Genomic DNA, 20,220 nt, shown 5'->3' on the forward strand with positions numbered 1-20,220 from the left:
GTCAATGCACAGGACAGGCTGTTTCAGATGGAGTTTACACGTCGCATTGCTCAGGGGCGTATAAGTGAGTTTGCTGGCGAAGATGCACTGGACAAGGACTATTTCTTGAGGGCGGTTGGCTTTTATGATAGAGCAAAGGCCTATGCAAAGATGCTATCGCCCCAATATAAAAAACTTTACCAGCGTTACGTTGATGGCGTCAACCACTACCTTGATACTCAAGGTCCTAACGTCTATATGAAACTTTTAGGCATGAAAAAAGAAAAGTGGGAAATAGCTGATTCTGTATGCGTGGGTATGATGCTTAACTGGAGCCTAGCATATAATATGTTAAAGATTGGGATTGTTAGACAGCCCTGCACGGATACAAGGTGCAATAGGATGCGGGCGAGGACCTGAACGAATGCTATTCAGCAGCCCGCAGTTGAAGGAATAATGTTTAGCTAATTAGGCACGCCGTTTGAGGCGCGCTTTGGGGTTTTTTAGGGGGCATTTAGCGTGTAAATACCCCATTAGAAAATATTATAAATTTTAAATGAAGGAACAATTATGAAAAATTTAGTAACCGGCGCAACTGGTTTTATAGGTTCAGCTCTTGTAAAAAAATTGCTTTCGCAGGGCTATAGTGTCCGTGCACTGGTGCTGCCTGGAGAGGATAGTAAGTGGCTAAAGGACGCTGGTGTTGAGGTTGTGTTTGGTGATTTAACTGAAAGAAATACTATCACTGGCATTTGCAAAAATATTGACACGGTATTTCATTGTGCTGCACGGGTGACTGATTGGGGTACCAAAAGGCAATTTTACAGAGCTATCTATCATGCTACACACAATCTTTTGGAAGAGTCAAAAGGCAATATACAGCGGTTTGTATATCTATCATCGATTGCTGCACTGGGTTTGGGGTCACATTTAAAGGGCAAAAAAGAAACCGATCCACCACAAAAATCAGGAATTCCCTATAATGATGCAAAAGCTGATACTGAAATTATGGTGCGACAATACCATGAAAATAACCAATTTGCCTGCACCATTGTTCGTCCGGCAAACGTCACCGGACCAGGAAGTGTGTGGGTGCGCGATATTGTTGCACGGTTTGCCTCAGTAACAGGGGTTCCATTAATTGATGGGGGCAGATACAGTGCAAGCCTTGTATATGTAGATAATCTTGTGGATGGCATCATACGTGCAGGGACTATGAAGATCGCAGAGGGCAAAACATACCATTTCAGAGATGACTGGAATGTTACATGGGAACGATACATCACTGATTTGGGAAAGTGTGTTGGGAAACGCCCACAAGGTAATATTCCGTATACAGTGGCATGGTATACAGCGATTGTACTGGAAGGGCTTTGCAATGCATTGCATGTTCGTTCCCCCTTAACGCGGTTAGCGGTAGCGGTAATGGGGCGCGATAATGATGTTGATACACAGCTTACACAACGTGAATTAGGATGGAAGACTATTGTAACTTATGAGGCTGCAATGGAAGAAATTGCACAATATATTCAAACGGTTTTGATGTGAAATAAATTGTATTGACTTAAAACCGCATCATAGAAATAATCAACCTTCACTGTAACCAATTCACATTTTCCCACTAAATATTTATGTTTGGATGATATGGGGTTTTATGCAGTTTTACAATAGTATAAAAAAGATACTTGCCTACATGGTGGTATGCTGCTTTAGTGTTCAGCCTGTTTTTTCGCAGAATGCTGATACGCAGAGCTATCGCACCATGAATATAGATATGCAGGTGGTATACGGGCAGTATAATGATATGCTGTCTACTGTTAATCTTTCGCAAGAGCAGGAAGGCTTTGTATATTTACTCCGGACATATTTAAAAAAATCTAATGACTATGGCTATAAAAATGAAATTTTTAAAAATACAAGCTACTACCAAAACCGTATAGGCTTTACTGGCAATATAACTGCTTCGGAAACATGGAAATCCATTTTTGACATTAATGTGCACAATGATTCTTACGGTATGGCAGACAATCCTGTGTTCAGCCGTGAAGAAAAAGATAATGTTATAGCAGACTGGAAAAATATTGTAAAATATAGCCCCTCATTTGAGATGTTTTATGTCATTGGCGGGGCGCAGTATTATCACCGTTTAACTGGTACCACAACAGAAGGTGAAGAGAGCCGTGTATATCAGGGGCACGGTCAAATAGGTGGCGAATATATCTGGTCGGCTTCCAACCGTTTTAAGTATTCATCAACATTCTATGGCTATAAGTATGAAAAGTATCAAAATGATTTTTTTTGTAACAATGAGATAGTTGATGACTTTAATATAACTAAGGATATTGGCGTAACCATAGGTATCAATGCTGATTTTAACAGGGATGACCACTGGCTTGTTGGCCCTATACTAGGGACCAGTTACAAAGGCTTTAGCAATTCAACTATTGTACTTCAGTACAGTTACTTCATGCAGCCTTTTAAGCCTGAAGAATTATATTTACAACAAAAATTTATTACACCTATATATAATCTTGAGCCGGCGCGTGTGCATAGGGGTCTTGTAAAAATTGATTCTAAAATGAACAGCTTTTTAACTGTGCAGTTACTATCACAGACAGAACACAGCACTAACTTTTATAATTATGTAACTGTACCTGGTGATGTGTTAACAGCTAAGGGCATTGAATCATGGATTTTTACCAATAGCATCAATCTGGCTATAAACGTTGTGCCAAAATTACTTGCTGTTGATGCTCAGTATAAGTATTCGTACTACAATGCCAGTGAAAATATAACTTATAGGCCACAGCATCTTTTGGCAATGGCCATTACTTATAATGGAACTAAATGGAAAGTTAATCTTTCGCATGATATTGCAGGGTCGGTATACACATCGCCACAGGAAGATACAAAGCTCAAATCACGTGTGGTGGGATATCTGGATTTGCAGCGAAAAATGCTTGAAGGGTTTTTTGCATATATTAGAGTGGAAAATTTATACAACAATCGATACTATCTTCGCGAAAATTATCCTGAATCAGGTATTAAGGGTTTATTTGGTATACGGATATTATTGTAGGCGATAGCTCATAGAATTGACCTAAAGGATTATAATTATGCACAGTGGTACACTCATTGGCGTATTTGACGCTGTTCCAACATGGGTTATGCTGTTACCAATTTTTGTATGTTCGGTGATAGCTGTAGCTGCTATTATCGAAAGAATTATTTTTTATAGAAGGATTAATGCTGATTATGCTATGCTTGTCAGCAATGCGCGTAAAGAATGCAGTAATGGCAATATCCAACAGGCGCTGCTACTTTGCAAAAGGGTACCAGGACCAATAAGTGAACTTATCTGTAATGCAATAACCTTTGCCAGTACAAAGAAAGAAAGGGAAGGGCTTATTACTGAAAATGTGTATACAGCACAGAAGGCAATTGAAAAGCATGTTGGCATTATAGCAACTATCGCCACAATTGCCCCAATGTTTGGTTTACTTGGAACTGTTACCGGCATGATGAAATCATTCAGTGCACTTTCTAAGGTTGGCAATGTAGCACAGGATCTCCTGGCGTATGGTATTGCCGAAGCGCTTATTACCACTGCACTGGGTTTGCTTGTGGCAATACCCTCATGGATTTTTTATAACTATCTTGTAAGCCGTGTTGAACACTATAATAAAGATTTGGAATATGTTGCCAATACACTTTTGGATTTCCCACTGTGTTCAATAGAGCAACAGAAAAAATAATATCATTTCAATTACAGTAAAGGTAGATATTGTAAAAAAATGGAAACACATGAGTTTAAACATACTATAAAGGTAAAAAGCAAGTTGGGATACAGATCATTAATTGATATAACATCCCTTGTTGATATGACTTTTTTGCTTGTAGCTTTTTTTATGGTAACATCAAGCTTTGGGTCACTTTCATCAATCACAGTGCATCTGCCCAAGGCTTTACAGTCGGGGCAGATGCAGCATGCAAATATGGTTATAAGTATCAATGAAAAAAATGAGGTATTCATCAATGATGTCAAGTACCCGTTGGCTGATTTATTGCAGGAATTTAAAAAAAGGAAGGAAACAATAAAAGACAATGTAGTCATTATTCGCGGTGACAGGGATGCAAATTATGAAACAATTATTACGGTTATGGACCTGCTCAACCAGGCAGGGATACCACGCTTTACGTTAGCAACTGTTAAACCAAAGTAACGATGTAAATGAAATCTGGTAAAATCATTTTATAGCTGGTTGGAACTGAAAACAGGAAAAAGGATTTGTGGGGATGAAAAAAGTAGGGATTTGTATTTTGGCTATTGCACTTATAGCTATTTTCAATGGTGGATTTGGCCAGCCTTCAAAATATGAAGGTAAGATAGTAAAAAAAATAGAATTCCAAGGCCTCTACGATGTTGATGAAGAAGATCTTCTGGATGTCATGACTACTGAGGTAGGGTATCCTCTTAGAGCAGTAGAGATTCGTGAGGATATTAAGAAAATTTTTAAAACAGGCAAATTTGAAAATATCATTGTTGAAACAGAAGAATACCAGGATGGTGTTGCAGTCCGTTTTGTGTGCACCGAACGCCCAACTATTAATAAAATAATATTTAAGGGAGTTGAAGAGGTAAGTGAAACAACATTAAAGGAGGAGTTGCCGGTTAAAGAAGGTGATGTATACCGCAAGGATAAAGTTGAAATGGCTCTTGCTAAGATTCGCAACAAATATGATACTGAGGGGCTGTTCAATGCTATTGTGAAATATAAGGTTGAAGAGGCCAAGGATGAAAAAAATGCTGTCAATGTCATATTCATTGTGGATGAGGGCGAAGATATAGAAGTTCAGAAAATAGCAATTTTGGGCAATACTTTAGTACCCTTACGGACTTTGAAAGGCCTAATGCAAACAGAAGAACAAGGCCTTTTTGCCGATGCAAAATTTAACAAAGCAACGTATGAAGATGATAAGGCAAAAATACTGGCATATTACCGTGAATTAGGGTATTTAGATGCGGAGATAGTCGAGGACACTGTAGATTATAAATGGGCTGATCCCGAAACACAGGAAAAGCGCGTCATATATATTACAATAAAATTGCGTGAAGGACAGCGCTACTATTTTGACGGGTATTCTATTTCTGGAAATGAAGTGTTTACCACTGAAGAGATTACGTCACAGTTTGAACAGACTCAGATAGGCCAGCCTTTCAATGATACGCTCTATCAGAAAGACCGGCAGATGATAAGTTTTACGTATGCAACAAAAGGGTATATCTTTGCACGCATAATCCCTGAACGCAAAATTACCGAACGAGAAGTTGAAGTAAATGGTAAGAAAGAAAAACGTAAATATATATTTACCCATTTCCAGATAAAAGAAGGTTCACAGGCATACATTGAAAATATTATTATCAAAGGTAATCAGAAAACAAAAGATAAGGTTATCCGCCGCGAACTGGTAGTCTATGAGGGTGAACTTTTTAATTCATATAAAATGCAGCTGTCGCGTGAAAGGGTTTATAACTTAGGATTCTTTAAAGAAGTAAACTTTGATATACGACCTGGCTCAAAAGAAGGGTATATGAACCTTATAGTGGATGTGGTGGAGCAGCCTTCAGGAACTATCTCACTTGGTGGCGGGTGGGGCTCCATGACAGGTTTTTCAATCTTTGCTGATGTTGCTGAAAATAACTTAATGGGTAACGGGCAGCGCATATCATGCAGATTTGAATATGGTCCCTTACGGAATTCAATCACACTGGGTTTTAATGAGCCATGGCTTTTTGACAAGCCTATTGGCCTTAATCTATCAGTGTTTTATATGCTATCGACTATCGAACAAAGCTCAATTTTTACAAACTCTAATCAAAAAGCTAAACATCAGACACAGCAGTATGGATATTCAATTGGCTTAAGTTATCGGTTCTGGTTTTACTATGGCATTGGTTCTGTGTGGTATCATGCAATGAAAGAGGTCATTAACGCATCTGGTAACAGCACCGATACTGTGTTCCTTGAACAAGCACAGGGATTGCAGGAAAAACGCAAACTCACATTATATGCATACCGTGATTCAAAAGATAACTATCTCAATCCAACACGGGGCTGGCGTGCAGAGTTTTCGGCATCGTTTACTGGTGGGTACCTTATACGCGGCGATGATCACTGGGTGCAATATTCACCTGACCTTTACTGGTATTTTTCACCCTTCCATCTTCCATTCCTTAAAACGCACCCGTGCGTTATTGAATTGCGTTTTAATGGCACCTTCATCACACCACCATGGTTTAAAAATAAAATGTATGAAATACAGGATCCTGACAAAAATCCATGGCTTGAATCCGAGGACAGACTCTACATAGGCGGTCCCGAAACATTACGAGGATGGGAAATCCTTGATTTAGATTTTCCCGACTCATGGCGCTATGGTTTATTCCATAGAATTTTGTATGGTGCTGAATTCAGGGTTCCAATTCATCCAACGTTTTTATGGTTTGTATTCTTTTTTGATGCGGGTTCAGTATGGACCGATAGTTTTTGGGAAAAAAGCTTAGAGCAGTCAACCAGGGATATTATAAATGAAGACAAAGCCAATGGATTGTTGTATGACATAAGGGATATAAATAAAATTGATTACATGTCGTATTTCAAATACTCGTATGGATTTGGATTCAAGATTCAGATACCAATGATGCCGCTGCGATTCTGGTTTGGCCGCAAGCTTGCATGGGTGGGTAGGGATGATGGCTACTTTAAACCTTTAAGCGGATTTCAATTCCAATTTGGCATAGGAGATATGCGATTCTGATTATGAAGCGTAACCTATTGTTGATTGCATGCGCTATTGTATTGTCGTGTAATACAGTTGAGCGGGATAGTAGCCCGACCATACGGTATGTACAGCTGTCTGTTTTATATAATTATGTGATACAAACATCACCTGATGCAATGGCATTGCAAAAACAGTATAGTGAGTTGAAAACACAGCTTGAAACAGTATCTTCAGCAACTGACAGTGAAAAAAAAGATATTGCGGCAAAGATTCAGGCAGTTGCAGATCAGATGGAAAAGCAGAAAAAATTATTTTTGTCTGATATTCAGCAGGCAATAGCAACTGTAGCAAAACGTAAAGGTTATACAATAATCCTTGGTGGTGGTGACACTGTTGTGTATGCAAAAGATGGGTATGATATTACAGCTGAGGTGTTAAAAGAACTGGCTGCACTGCGATTGCAAAAATCACCTGTGACACGGTAATAGTTAACAAAGGACTGATTAAGAATATTTTATCTCAATAGGTCATCCTGAACTTGGTTCAGGATCTATGAAAGAGGTAAAGTTCTGGGTCAAGCCCGGAATGACGGGGTGAGTAAAAGTTCCTCACCAAAGCTGGAATAATGGATGTGAGAATAGGACACAGGTTTGGTATGACACTGTTACAACACTCTTGCTGAAGGAGGAAAGAATTCAATCATGAATGTTTTTACTTTGATACTGAATATAGTGATGATTTTTCTTCTTTCTTGCAGTGAACAGGGGTATTATCAAAAAAAAGGGCAGGAGATTTTAAAAAAATATAAGGGCAATTATGTGCTGGTTGTCAGCAAAAAGAATTTCACGTTATTTGTTGTTGGGAAAGATGGCATTATTGCACAATATCCAATAGGGTATGGATTAAACCCTGATAAAAAGCCAAAACTTTATGCAAATGATAATCGTACTCCTGAAGGGTTGTATTATATAACTGAAATTTTAAGCATGGATGCACCAAAAAACTCAAGTGCCTATAAAACACTATTAGAGATGAATAAAGTATATTTCAAAGCTAAAGATGGCCATTATAAATTTGGGCATCCAGATGTTGATTTGGGCGATAATGCGTATGGGCCACGGTTCTACAGAATTTCATATCCCAATAACCATGATGTTGCGCGATACGAAGAAGCAAAAAAGAATGGTACATTGCCTAAAGTGAAAGGTAAAATACCTGGTATAGGTAGCGGTATTGCAATTCATGGAAACAATGACCCTGATTCCATAGGGCAACTTGCTTCAAGTGGGTGTATTCGTATGTACAATGATGATATTATTGAACTTGAGCAGTATATACAGGTTGGCACACCTGTAGTGATTCTTCCTGATTAAAATTATGCATAATTTGTGTTGACATTTGCAATTCATTGCATAATGGTTGCAGTGATTTTGTGTATGTATATCATTTGCTAAAATAATAAAAAGCGAGGTACCAGAAGTGTTTCCATTTGAAATAGCATATGCAGCTAACGGCCAGCAGGCATCAAGCCCATGGGTAAGCATTATACCGCTTATTTTAATGATACTGATATTTTATCTTCTTCTGATACGGCCTACTCAAAAGAAGGAAAAAGACCGTATGAAGATGATAGACCAGCTTAAGAAAGGCGACAAGGTCCTTACTACAAGCGGTATTATCGGCGTGGTGGTGAACATTAAACCAGAGGAAAATATCATTACTCTGAAGCTGGCTGAAGGAGTGAAGGTTGACTTTGTAAAAAGTGCAATCCAGCAGAAGCTATCATAAATATTTAAAACAGGTGGCATACTACAGGAACGCTGTATGAAATATCACTATAAATTTTTTCTGTCATTGTGCATTATATGCGGAATAGTGCTGAGTAGTGCTGTGATGCATATATGGGCACAGGAACAACCAGGTGCAAATAGTAAGTTGCCTGAAGCAGTACCAGGCACTGAGGTTCCCAAACAGGAGCTATCGCCCCAGCTTCAGAAAGAAATCATACCTGGAACCGAAACAGCACCAAAAGATACTCAGGTTGCAAAAAAGGCCGAAGGTGTTGATATAAAAAAAGAAGAAAAAAAACCTGTTGAAGAGGCAGCACAAAAGCATGATGCTGTAAAAGGTGTAAAGGTTGATAGCAAATCATTGTTGAGTATTACTGAAGGTCCTTTTAGGTATTCCCGCATTCCCGGAATTACCATAAAAGAAAACAGTGAGCAGATAATTGCTCACATAGAAGAAAAACAAAATATTGATACAGAAGAAAAAGGTTTATTTGGGTTAAGCAAAAAAGCTTCTGACCGTATGGCAAAAATCATCTTAGTAGTGATTATTGTTTTTGTGTTTATCCTCTACCGGATGAGGACAAGAAGTTCTGCGGGAAGCGTTTTGCGCAGGTTTCCAAAATAATACATAACAATACATGAGGTGTACATGACACGGGGATTATTGTATAAAGCTATTTTTATAATCTGCATTGTTTTATTTGCTGTCATGCTCATTTTGCCCACAATAGGGAAAAACACCTTGCAGGTAGTATTGAGCCAGGCAGCAAGTGAGCAGGATATACAAGCAATCAAGCAGAGATTTCCTGAAACTAAGTATGTTGTTACAGTAAAAGATAAAGAGGTGTTTGTTGAAGGGTACAATCTCAATGTGGCGGTAATGAATGAAATAAAACGCTACCCCAACGTGATCGATGCAAGGCTACTCCCACATTGGGCAGAAAAAGTATTACTTGCAAAAAAGATTAATTTAGGGTTGGATTTGCAGGGTGGCTCATATCTGGTGCTTCAAGCTAATTACCACAAGATAGAAGAAAAAACAGGCAAGCCATTGACTAATGCTGAAAAAAACGAGATTACCGAACAGGCACTGGAATTACTCAGAAACCGTGTTGATAAATTTGGTGTGTCCGAGCCGTCAATACGGCCCAAAGGCAATGATGCAATTGAAATACAGCTTCCGGGTGTGAAGGACCCTGAAAGTGTTAAAAAGGCAATTGGCACAACTGGCCGTGTTGAATATCGGCTTGTTGATGATACGTACACTCAGAAAGCAAACCAATGGCTCAAGGAACACTATGCAGGCAAAGGGCTTCCTGAAGATCAGTTGGAACTTAATAGATTGGCTGACACAATAAAAAATGCAATTGCTCTTCCCGATACTCTGGAACTGTTGTATTATTATGAACGCAATCCTCAGACTGGCAAGCTTTTTGCAGCTTATCCCATAGTCCTAGAAAAGAAAGTTGCGCTTGCTGGCAATGATATCAGCAAAGCGTGGGTGGCACCGGATGAGTATCAGCAACTTGCTGTTCATTTCAATACAACGCCTGAGGGAGCGGCTAAATTTGCTGAAGTTACCAGCGAAAAAAATCACGGCAGGAAATTGGCGATAGTTATTGATGATAAAGTCCGCAGTGCTCCGTCTATCAGGGTGCAGATAAATACAGGACAGGCCATTATTCAGGGTGATTTTACTTATGAAGAAGTTACTGCCCTTGCTAGGATAATTAAAGAGGGTGCACTGCCAGTAGATTTAAAAATAATAGAAGAACGAACGGTAGGGCCTACACTAGGTATTGATTCAATCCAAAGTGGAGTAAAAGCGTTTATTGTTGGTATTGCAGGTATCATGCTGTTTATGCTTATATATTATAAGGGATCGGGTATTATTGCTGATATTGGATTGATTTTAAATGGCGTATTCATGTTGGCGCTATTGTCGTGGCTTGGTTTTACCTTAACACTGCCAGGTATTGCAGGTTTTATTTTAACAATGGGTATGGCGGTGGATGCAAATGTTATCATCTATGAGCGCATTAAAGAAGAATTGAAAGCAGGTAAAACACCACGTGCTGCAGTCACCCAGGGTTTTGAAAGAGCATTCTGGACAATATTTGACTCTAACATTACTACATTGCTCTCTGCATTTGTACTTTCACAGTTTGGAACAGGTCCAATAAAAGGTTTTGCAGTAACCCTTTCAATAGGTATCATCAGTTCAATGTTTGTAGCATTGTATATTACAAAATTTATTTTTGAAATGATAACGTCTCGTGATTCACTGAAAAAATTAAGTATTTAAGGAGCGGCACCTTGGAAAAAGTAATTCCATTTATCAGATACAGATTCATTGCGTATGCAATTTCAGTTACATTATTATTAATATTTTCATTGCAAACGTACCGCAATGGTGGTTTTAACTGGGGTATTGACTTTGTTGGTGGGATTAAACTCACTGCAAAGTTTGAGCAGGGAATTGACACTGCTATGATACGAAAGGTGTTAACACAGAATAAAATCAGTGCTGTTATCCAGCAGGTTGGGAAGGAAGAAGACAATGAATATCTCATTTCAACAAAGCTTGCCAGCCGTACAGAAAATGTTGAAGAAAGTACTAAAGAATTAAAAGCTGTTATTTATAACAATTTTAAGAATGTGGAAATATTAAGTATTGAAACTGTAGGACCAGCTATTGGTGATTTCTTAAAAAAATCAGCAGGCAAGCTTATAGCTCTTTCAATAATAATCATGACGTTGTATCTGGCATTCAGGTTTGAGTTAAAGTATTCCATTGCTGCCATGGTTGCGTTGCTCCATGACGTTATTCTTTCGGTGCTTTTTTGCGGATTTGCCAACATTGAGATAAATATTCCCATTGTTGCTGCTATTTTAACCATCTATGGTTATTCGGTCAATGATACTATCATCATATTTGACCGTGTAAGAGAAAATTTGCAGATAAAAACAAAACAAACGTTTATTGATGTGATTGATAAATCAATAACACAAACATTATCAAGGACACTCCTTACTGTACTTACTACTTTATTTGCTGTGTTCTCACTGTATATGATTGGTGGAGAGGGCTTAAATGAATTTGCCAGTGTACTGTTGTTTGGTTTTGTTGTTGGTGCATATTCATCTATATACATTGCATCACCATTTGTGTTATACTGGGAAAAACTGACGTTAAAAAAAGCGTGAAACTATGCCATTGCGGCATGTATGTATTCTGCTATTTGTGTGTATTGCTGCAGTTAATGCAGCTGCACAGCCTGAAGACAATCCCTACAGCTTCACTGCAATAGCAGGATTTGCAAACCATTGTGTAGAACAGAAAGAGTATTATCGAGCATATCAGGAATATCATCGCTTGCATGTATACTATCCGGATTTATATCCGTATAATTCTTTTTTTATTGCCTCATTATACTGCCGCTACCAGGGAAGAATGTACCAACCACTACTTGATACAATAACCAGCGAATCGTTGACAAAACCTGCGGTATGGCTTTTTGCCTTTGATAGTGCTTTCAACATCAATGCACCAGTATTGAATACTATTATAAAGCTATCTCCTGCTATTGAAAGTGACAATGCTGAATATAAATCAATGGTACTGAAAAGAAAACTTGCATATTTACTTGCTACGGTAGATAATTATGATGAGCTATCGCCTTATACTGCACTTACTGATAATTTTGATTTAAAGCGAATATCTGAATATAGCAGGTTTACCCACAAAAGGCTGAAAGACCCGTATGTTGCATTAGGATTGGGATTGGTCCCGGGGGCGGGGTATATATACAGTGGTAGTACTGAAAACGGTATTATTGCTGCAATAGTTATTGGTGCATGTGCTGCTATCACCTGGTTGGCAGCTGATACTGGTAATGTGGCAATTGCTGTATTTACTGGAGCTGCTGGAACATTTTTTTATGGTGGCAGTATGGTGGGTGGGTATATGGCAGCAAAAAAGGAAAACAGCCACATATTGAAAGAACTGTATGCATATCTTGAGGAAGAGTTAAAATTTGAACAGGATAGGGAAATGATATTTAACAGATATGGAAAGCCAAAGACACAATGAATTTATGGCGATAGCTCTGAAAGAAGCTTTCAGCTCTTTGGGAGCAACGTCGCCAAATCCCGCTGTTGGCGCTGTTATTGTTAATAATGATACCATAGTTGCAACGGGCGCGACTCAAGCATACGGGATGGACCACGCTGAGGTTGTTGCATTAAAGAAAGCTGCAGGGAATGCGGCAGGTGCATCTATGTATATAACACTTGAACCATGCTGCCACTTTGGGAAAACGCCACCGTGCACTGATGCCATTATTGGGGCAGGAATTGCAAAGGTTTTTATTCCCACTCTTGATCCCAATCCCGCTGTTAGTGGTAAAGGGGTCAGAGCATTAAAGCAGGCTGGTGTTGAGGTTATTTTTTTACCTGAGTTTACTCAGGCAGCTGTGGATCTGCTCAGACCCTTTAAAAAAAGCATCATGCGGCACAGGCCATTTATTATCCACAAGACTGCAACATCATTGGATGGGCGTACCGCAACAGAACTGGGCGATGCAAAATGGATAAGCTCACCTGTTTCACGACTTTTGGTGCACAGGCTCAGAGCATGTGCTGATACCATTATTGTAGGAAAGGCCACAGTGGAAAAAGATAATCCCTTGCTCAATGTGAGGTTCAGTGATTTTACCAAAGATGCTGCAAGCTTTTATGAAGCAAAGCAGTACTCTGTTTCAGGCTATTGTAATAGCTTTATACAGGGATTGCTTGAATCCTGGAAAGCTGATGTGACACATGAATTAAGGAAAATAGTAATAGGCTTGCCTGAAACATTGCAGAACATACATCTTTTTCATGATCCTACTGCATATTTTTTTATATCACAAAGGCAAAGAGAAACACTGTTGAAACGTAACGATTATGAACTCATAAAAAAGTGTATTGACAATGGCAGGATACGATTTTTGCAATCATATTCTGGTACAGAACAGATTCATGAGTTACTTGACATATTGTATTCTATGGGATCTATGATTGCAATACTTGAAGGTGGCGCTACAGTTGCGGGGTCATTTTTTGATGCAAATGAAATTGATCAGTGCATGTATTTCTATAGCCCAATTCTTGTTGGCAAAGGGAAAAATATCATTGAAGGCAAGGGCAGACAATATATCAAAGACTCACTTAAACTTCATGACATCACCCATGTGTTTCTGGGTCATGATATGCTACTATCAGGTTATAAAGAAATTTATCAGTTTGAGGCACTGTAAATGTTTACAGGCATAATAGAAGAAATTGGAATAGTGCAATGGCTAAAGCCTTCAGCAAATGGTAAATTAATTTCTATTAATGCTCGTACTGTTATTGAAGGCACTAAAATAGGCGATTCCATTGCCATTGATGGCGCCTGCCAAACTGTAACAGATATAGGGGATGATTATTTTACTGTATTTGCCTCAAATGTGACGCTTGGCATAACCACGCTAGGTAAGTTTACATCAGGGACACGGGTTAACCTTGAACGTGCACTTCAACCTACAGGGAGGTTGGGTGGTCACCTGGTGCAGGGGCATGTTGATGCTACTGGTACCATTGTTGCCATGAAAAAATTGACAGATGGACTCCATGTATCACTTGCTGTGCCTGAGAGCATCAGTATGTTCATTGTACCAAAAGGCTCTATTGCGGTTGATGGCATATCACTCACTGTAGTGGATAAAAAAAATACAGTGGAACTATACTGTATTCCAGAAACTATTGCAAATACCACGTTGGCACAAAAAAAGCAAGGGGACTATGTAAACATTGAAGTTGATGTTATTGCCAAGTATGTGTATTATATGCTGCAGTCGTTTAAGGGTGGCGATAGCTCATTGGAAAAGAAACTCAAAGAAGAAGGTTTCTGGAGTTAATGAATATATGCACGGTTTGCTGTTGAAGCTAAGAAGAATTTTTATTGGCGATTCACGAAATGTGACTGACCCTTCTATATTTCATAAGCTTTCTCTGATTGCATTTTTTGCCTGGGTTGGGTTGGGTGCAGATGGTCTCTCATCATCGTGTTATGGTCCTGAGGAAGCATTTCTTGCGTTAGGGAGCCATCACTATCTTGGAATATTTGTAGCAGTTGGTGTAATAATCACTATTACTATTATCAGTATAAGCTACCATTATATAATTGAACTTTTTCCATCAGGGGGTGGTGGATATTTAGTTGCAAGCAAGTTACTTTCCCCTACAGCTGGAATGGTGTCAGGATGTGCACTGTTAATTGACTACCTGCTTACAATTACACTATCAGTGGCCAGTGGTGCTGATGCTCTCTTCAGCTTTATACCATATCAGTACCATTATTATAAAATATATGTGGCCATTGGCGGTGTTATTGTTCTTACTATTCTCAATCTGAGAGGGGTAAAAGAATCGATAGCTCCTCTTGTACCGGTCTTTATTATTTTCTTAGCCACCCATCTATTTGTTATTATATATGCAATTTTAAACCAGGTCGTTGCTACTCCAGAGTTTGTAAATAATGTAATAGTGGATGTGGGCAATTCAAGGTCTGAATTAGGCACAGTAGGAATGTTGGTGCTAATACTTAAAGCATATAGTATGGGTGCTGGCACATTTACTGGTATTGAAGCAGTCTCAAATGGTATACCATTATTGCGAGAGCCAAAAGTGCACACTGCAAAGAAAACTATGAATTACATGGCCATATCACTTTCTATAATGGCTGGGGGGCTGATGATAGCGTATTTGCTCATGCATGTTGAACATGTTCCTGGTAGGACATTAAATGCAGTGCTTTTTGAAACAGTTTCTTCATCATGGCCATCAGGGATAAAGGAAACTTTTATAGTGATCACTCTTTTGTCCGAGGCGGCTCTTCTTTTCTTTGCTGCACAAACTGGTTTTTTAGATGGTCCGCGCATACTTGCAAATATGGCAATAGATCGTTTCATGCCAACCCGTTTTGCCTCACTGAGCGACAGGCTTGTAATGAAAAATGGTATACTGTTGATGGGCATTGCTTCAATTATACTTATGATTTATTCGGGAGGTTCGGTTAAACTACTGGTAATATTTTACAGCATCAACGTGTTTATTACCTTTTCATTATCGCAGCTTGGCATGTTGCGGCACTGGTGGATGGTCAGACAAAAGGAAAGTTACTGGAAACGAAAATTTTTTGTTAATGGAACAGGTTTAATCCTTACTTCATTTATTTTATTTTCGGTAATATTCCTAAAATTCTCTGAAGGTGGGTGGATGACCATATTTATTACAGGTTTTGTGGTCATAACTTCTATTATAATAAAAAAGCATTATAATGACACAGCAAACTTACTTGGCAGATTACAGCAGCTTGTGGACTTGGTAAAGGCTGAGGAAAGTCAATGGGATACAACAGCCGAACACAATAATAACGATGTGAGTCCAATAGATAGTAATTCACGTGTAGCTGCATTGTTTGTGAATGGATTTAGTGGTATGGGGCTGCATACACTTTTCTCCATCCAGCGTTTATTTCCAGGAATGTATAACAACTTTATTTTTATTCAGGTAGGCATTGTTGATTCTGGTATGTTTAAAGGAGCAGCAGAAATCAACAAATTGAGAGAGCATTGTAATAATGAGCTTGATAGATATGTTGCGTATATGCGCAAACACGGCTACAACGCTATACGATATTTTTCTATTGGTGTGGATGTGGTGGAGGAGTCAGTAGCTATTGCAAAAGAAATAATATCATTGTATCCCAATACTATTTTTTTTGCTGGGCAATTGGTTTTCCCTCAAGATACTTTTTTAAGCCGATTACTTCATAACTATACTGCGTTTGCTATACAGCGTGAGTTTTATCACAGGGGTATGCCAATACTGATATTGCCAATTCGGCTATAGATGATGGTGGTATGCCAATTAATTTTGCCTGTGTAATTGTTTAACAGCTCCATTTGACATGGCCGATAGGTAAATAGCGTGTATGACTTCTAATGTGCTATATCCATCATAGCCACTTGATTTTACCTCATGTGTGTGCTTAAGACATTTTTTTACTTCCTTATATAATCTTGTAAAATAATCAGGTTTTCCAGCTGGTGTGAGAGGCCTACATACTAAATCATTAAATCCTGTGTAGAATTTTGATTTTTCTGGCTTAAAGACATAAAGATATCCGTTACCGATAACTATCTTACCTCTGGTGCCAAATATCTGCAATTCAAACATAAAGTAATCTCTGTATCCACTTGCTTCAAGGATTACATGTATGCCTGAGGAGGTGATACAATGAGCTATCGCATAATCTTCATAAATTGAAGTTTTTGCGTATTGTGTAGTATTTCCCTGTACCTGTACTATGCTTCCAAAAAGATACTGGACTATGTCTATAAGATGAGTACCATCATGAAGAAGAGGTCCGCCTCCTGAACCTGGTTGATGTGTTTTTGAAGGGGTAAACACAAAACCATGGACTGATGAGATGCTGCCAATCACGTTCTTGGCAATGAGTTTTTTTACATAGTTATACCGATAGTCATAACGCCGTTCATGGTTAATGATGAGCGTGGTGTTAAAAGTGTTGCACACCTCTATCAATGTCTTTGCCTCCTCAAGTGTAGAAGCAATTGGCTTTTCGCATACGATGACCTTTGCACCGTTTTGTGCTGCTGCAATGCCTATTTGCGCATGTGTGTGAGTCCACGAGGCAATTATAACACAGTGGGGTTTCTCCTGGGCTAGGAGCGTTTGGTAGTCAGTGTAACAGCGGGATAATGAAATACCAGCTTCTTTTGAGAAAGCCTGCAGACGTTTGGTGTTAATGTCGCATGCACAGGTTATGGCAAGTTTTGCAGCTTTAGCTCCACCATAATGAGTGCATGGTTTATACCGTAAAGGGTCATTCTCAAGTAAAAACCCAATACGCCCACAACCGATGAGTGCCACCACAGGTTTCATGCAAAACTACAAAATTGGAAGATAGGTATTAATTTCATAATCGGTGATGTGACGGTTATACTGGTCAAGTTCATAATATTTATTTTCAATAAATAATTCAACAAGCGTATCACCAAAGGCTTTACGCATAAGGCTACTTTTTTCAAATAATTTTAATGCATCAGATAAATTAGAAGGAAGCGACTTTTCGTAAAAACTTGATTTTTTTTCACTGAGATTATGTGGCTTTGGGAGAGGGGCTTTTTCATCAATACCAGTAAGCCCTGCAGCAAGAATAGCTGAAAAAAGCAGATACGGGTTGCATGCTGGATCAGGGTTTCTTAGTTCCACACGTACAGAATTGGGGTTATCAGTTCTGGAGGTTGTTATTCGGATGAGTGATGATGGGTTGTTAATACTCCATGACAGATCAATAGGTGCTTCAAATCCATAGTTCAAGCGCTTGTAAGAATTTACCCATTGGTTGGACACAGCAAAAAATTCGGGGGCATGTTTCAGCAGGCCTGCAATGTAATGTTTTGCTATATCTGAAAGCATATATTCATCATTTTTATCGTAAAAAACATTTACTTCATTCTGGAATAATGACTGATGTATATGCATACCACAACCATTGTACTGTGATAGTGGTTTAGGCATAAATGAAGCATAGATATTATTTTGTTGAGCTATCTCCTTTGTTGCAGTTTTAAAAGTCATGATGTTATCAGCAATAGTTAGTGCATCATCATGCCTAAGGTCAATCTCATGCTGGCTGGGTGCACCTTCATGGTGCGATGATTTCACGCCAATCCCCATCTCTTCAAGGGTAAGTACCATTTGCCTGCGAATGTCGCTTGCACTGTCAAGCGGAGTTAAATCAAAATAGCCTCCCCTATCAAGAAACTGCGGTGATTCTGAATTTTTGAACAAAAAGAATTCAATTTCAGGGCCCACATAAAACAAATATCCTTTATCAGATGCCTGTTTAAGATTTTTGTAGAGTATATACCGCACATCACATTCATAGGGAGTCATGTCGGGGTTATAGATATAGCAGAACATACGTGCCACAGAATTGCTTTTAGGGCGCCATGGCAGAATTTCGAATGTCTCAATATCGGGCATGGCTATCATTTCTTTTTCGGTTCTGCGTACAAATCCATGTATGGTTGAACCGTCAAACCGCACTCCATCTTCTAGGGCATCCTCAAGTTCGTTTATAGTGATTGCAAAGCTTTTTAAAAATCCCAGAATATCAGTAAACCACAGTCGTATAAACTTCACATCGTTATCATGTGCAGTTTTCAATATGTATTCACGATTGTCCATTATCGTATACCATTCCTCTTAATTCCATGTAGTGAAGCAATTCTTATAACCGCTTCATAGTATTCATCTTTAGTAATTTTACCTTCAGCCATTTCTTCATACAGCAGCCTCAGAAGCAGATAAAACATATATCGCCTCCCTTACAATGATATGTACTGCTGTTGTATTAATCGGCCTGAAAGTGTAATGAAATTACAGGGGGAGTAGCTTATTTTGTCAATTAAAAGCTGATATATATGAGTAAAATAAAAATAATAAGTAGGAGCACAAACAATGAAATAATAACATATGTAAGCTTTGAAAAACCTACATCTTCATAGGTTGTTGAAGCAGTTAACGGTGCCTGTGAAGGTTTTGGTATGGTTTTTTGTGTCATTGGCCCATCAATGATAGGGTCATACAGACGCAATTTTACCTGACGTTCGTCTTCTATACATTTGCCGTAAATGCCAGGACCTATGCGGGTGAGTATTTCGATGGGTTCATTTTTACCATCAGATTTTATATCTATAACTTCAGTGGCTATTGGCTTTATGTGATTTTCCACTCTAAGTCCCAGTAAATCAATGAAGTAATTTGCTCTATCAGTATTGGGTATGATTTTTGTCATTATTTTATCGCCAACTTTTAATTCGTAGATAGGTTTACCTTTCACTGGTGCAAGTATTGGTTGAATGTTTAATATAACAGCTCCCTCTTCCAGTTCAGTTTCCGCAGTTGACGTTTTTTCTTCAGGTTGGGTATACCGTTTTTCTTTTGTCTGTGTAAATTCTTCGGCAGTTACTTCTTGGATGCTGGTTTCAAGTACTAGATTTTTATCGTGAATGACCCTATTTATAGTGTCAAATAGAAAGGTATCTATACTATCGTAATCATAATTATTTGCGTAATCGTAAAGTTGATTTGTTTTGACTTCTTCACTTGCTATTTCTTTAAAATTGTCCATTATTGAGTTTGTTAAATTTGCATTAAAATTGCCTTTCCATTTAAGTTCAAGAATAACCTGTTCATATTTATCCCACGGAAGATGAGGTTCATTATCGTATATATTAGAAAAAGTTGAAACAGCAACATTATAGGTATCAATACGTCTGTCTTGGTTAAAAATAATAATGAAAAGGCCGTACAAATTCATAGAAAGAGCTTTAAAGCGCCCCTTTATTATTATTAAATGATCGCTGAAAAGATTATCGTTGTTGCTGTCTATAGCCATACATTATTCCACACAAAATATGTATATATATATTTACTATCGGCAATTTTATATGTTTTGCTAATAAATCTGGTAACTATCGCCACATGCACCACTATAATCAATATATACACATAGATAATAATAATATTGTCAATATAAAAATTTTTT

General features: G+C 38.4%; 20 protein-coding genes. 16 read left to right on the top strand and 4 right to left on the bottom strand.

The window, feature by feature from the left end:
- From N3F66_08930 to N3F66_09005, 16 genes are all read left to right on the top strand, one after another.
- Positions 1-399 (top strand): penicillin acylase family protein (locus N3F66_08930; GenBank protein MCX8124273.1); only part of this gene is annotated, 399 nt, incomplete at its 5' end.
- 150 nt (positions 400-549) lie between these two features.
- A complete protein-coding gene (locus N3F66_08935; protein ID MCX8124274.1) occupies positions 550-1,527 on the top strand; it encodes an NAD-dependent epimerase/dehydratase family protein in 978 nt (325 codons plus the stop codon).
- A 106-nt stretch (positions 1,528-1,633) separates the two neighbouring features.
- Positions 1,634-3,058: a hypothetical protein gene (locus N3F66_08940; protein MCX8124275.1), complete on the top strand. Its 1,425-nt coding sequence runs from the start codon at positions 1,634-1,636 to the stop codon at positions 3,056-3,058.
- A gap of 37 nt (positions 3,059-3,095) precedes the next feature.
- Positions 3,096-3,734, top strand: coding sequence for a MotA/TolQ/ExbB proton channel family protein (locus N3F66_08945; GenBank protein MCX8124276.1), 639 nt, complete (start codon positions 3,096-3,098; stop codon positions 3,732-3,734).
- A 39-nt stretch (positions 3,735-3,773) separates the two neighbouring features.
- Positions 3,774-4,202: a biopolymer transporter ExbD gene (locus N3F66_08950; protein ID MCX8124277.1), complete on the top strand. Its 429-nt coding sequence runs from the start codon at positions 3,774-3,776 to the stop codon at positions 4,200-4,202.
- Between the two features lie 73 nt (positions 4,203-4,275).
- The gene (gene bamA, locus N3F66_08955; protein MCX8124278.1) at positions 4,276-6,798 is read left to right on the top strand and encodes an outer membrane protein assembly factor BamA; all 2,523 of its coding nucleotides are present in this window, start codon (positions 4,276-4,278) and stop codon (positions 6,796-6,798) included.
- Positions 6,799-6,800: 2 nt separating this feature from the next.
- Positions 6,801-7,247, top strand: a complete 447-nt coding sequence (locus tag N3F66_08960; protein MCX8124279.1) for an OmpH family outer membrane protein — start codon at positions 6,801-6,803, stop codon at positions 7,245-7,247.
- Positions 7,248-7,463: 216 nt separating this feature from the next.
- Positions 7,464-8,135 (top strand): L,D-transpeptidase, encoded by a 672-nt coding sequence (locus N3F66_08965; protein MCX8124280.1) that lies wholly within the window; start codon positions 7,464-7,466, stop codon positions 8,133-8,135.
- Between the two features lie 106 nt (positions 8,136-8,241).
- Complete coding sequence (gene yajC, locus N3F66_08970; GenBank protein MCX8124281.1) at positions 8,242-8,550, top strand: preprotein translocase subunit YajC; 309 nt, start codon at positions 8,242-8,244, stop codon at positions 8,548-8,550.
- Between the two features lie 36 nt (positions 8,551-8,586).
- Positions 8,587-9,177, top strand: coding sequence for a hypothetical protein (locus tag N3F66_08975; protein MCX8124282.1), 591 nt, complete (start codon positions 8,587-8,589; stop codon positions 9,175-9,177).
- Between the two features lie 24 nt (positions 9,178-9,201).
- Positions 9,202-10,857, top strand: coding sequence for a protein translocase subunit SecD (gene secD / locus N3F66_08980; GenBank protein MCX8124283.1), 1,656 nt, complete (start codon positions 9,202-9,204; stop codon positions 10,855-10,857).
- Between the two features lie 11 nt (positions 10,858-10,868).
- On the top strand, positions 10,869-11,759 hold the full coding sequence (gene secF, locus N3F66_08985) for a protein translocase subunit SecF (GenBank protein MCX8124284.1): 891 nt from the start codon (positions 10,869-10,871) through the stop codon (positions 11,757-11,759).
- 4 nt (positions 11,760-11,763) lie between these two features.
- Positions 11,764-12,645: a hypothetical protein gene (locus N3F66_08990; GenBank protein ID MCX8124285.1), complete on the top strand. Its 882-nt coding sequence runs from the start codon at positions 11,764-11,766 to the stop codon at positions 12,643-12,645.
- Entirely contained in the window at positions 12,623-13,852 is a 1,230-nt protein-coding gene (gene ribD / locus N3F66_08995) for a bifunctional diaminohydroxyphosphoribosylaminopyrimidine deaminase/5-amino-6-(5-phosphoribosylamino)uracil reductase RibD (protein MCX8124286.1), read from the top strand. Before N3F66_08990 ends, ribD begins: the two co-directional genes overlap by 23 nt.
- Entirely contained in the window at positions 13,853-14,494 is a 642-nt protein-coding gene (locus N3F66_09000; protein ID MCX8124287.1) for a riboflavin synthase, read from the top strand.
- Positions 14,412-16,490 (top strand): APC family permease, encoded by a 2,079-nt coding sequence (locus N3F66_09005; GenBank protein ID MCX8124288.1) that lies wholly within the window; start codon positions 14,412-14,414, stop codon positions 16,488-16,490. The genes N3F66_09000 and N3F66_09005 overlap by 83 nt, the downstream gene beginning before the upstream one ends.
- 18 nt (positions 16,491-16,508) lie before the next feature.
- On the opposite strand, the gene N3F66_09010 is transcribed toward N3F66_09005, so the two are convergent.
- The 4 genes from N3F66_09010 to N3F66_09025 all read right to left on the bottom strand — a co-directional run bounded on the left by N3F66_09010 (position 16,509) and on the right by N3F66_09025 (position 20,070).
- Positions 16,509-17,546, bottom strand: coding sequence for a Gfo/Idh/MocA family oxidoreductase (locus N3F66_09010; protein ID MCX8124289.1), 1,038 nt, complete (start codon positions 17,544-17,546; stop codon positions 16,509-16,511).
- 6 nt (positions 17,547-17,552) lie between these two features.
- Positions 17,553-18,857, bottom strand: a complete 1,305-nt coding sequence (locus tag N3F66_09015) for a glutamine synthetase family protein (protein MCX8124290.1) — start codon at positions 18,855-18,857, stop codon at positions 17,553-17,555.
- Entirely contained in the window at positions 18,857-18,985 is a 129-nt protein-coding gene (locus N3F66_09020; GenBank protein MCX8124291.1) for a hypothetical protein, read from the bottom strand. Before N3F66_09020 ends, N3F66_09015 begins: the two co-directional genes overlap by 1 nt.
- Positions 18,986-19,077: 92 nt before the next feature.
- Positions 19,078-20,070, bottom strand: coding sequence for a hypothetical protein (locus N3F66_09025; GenBank protein ID MCX8124292.1), 993 nt, complete (start codon positions 20,068-20,070; stop codon positions 19,078-19,080).
- Between the last annotated feature and the right edge of the window lie 150 nt (positions 20,071-20,220).

The sequence above is a fragment of the Spirochaetota bacterium genome (assembly GCA_026414805.1).
Lineage (GTDB): Bacteria > Spirochaetota > UBA4802 > UBA4802 > UB4802 > UBA4802.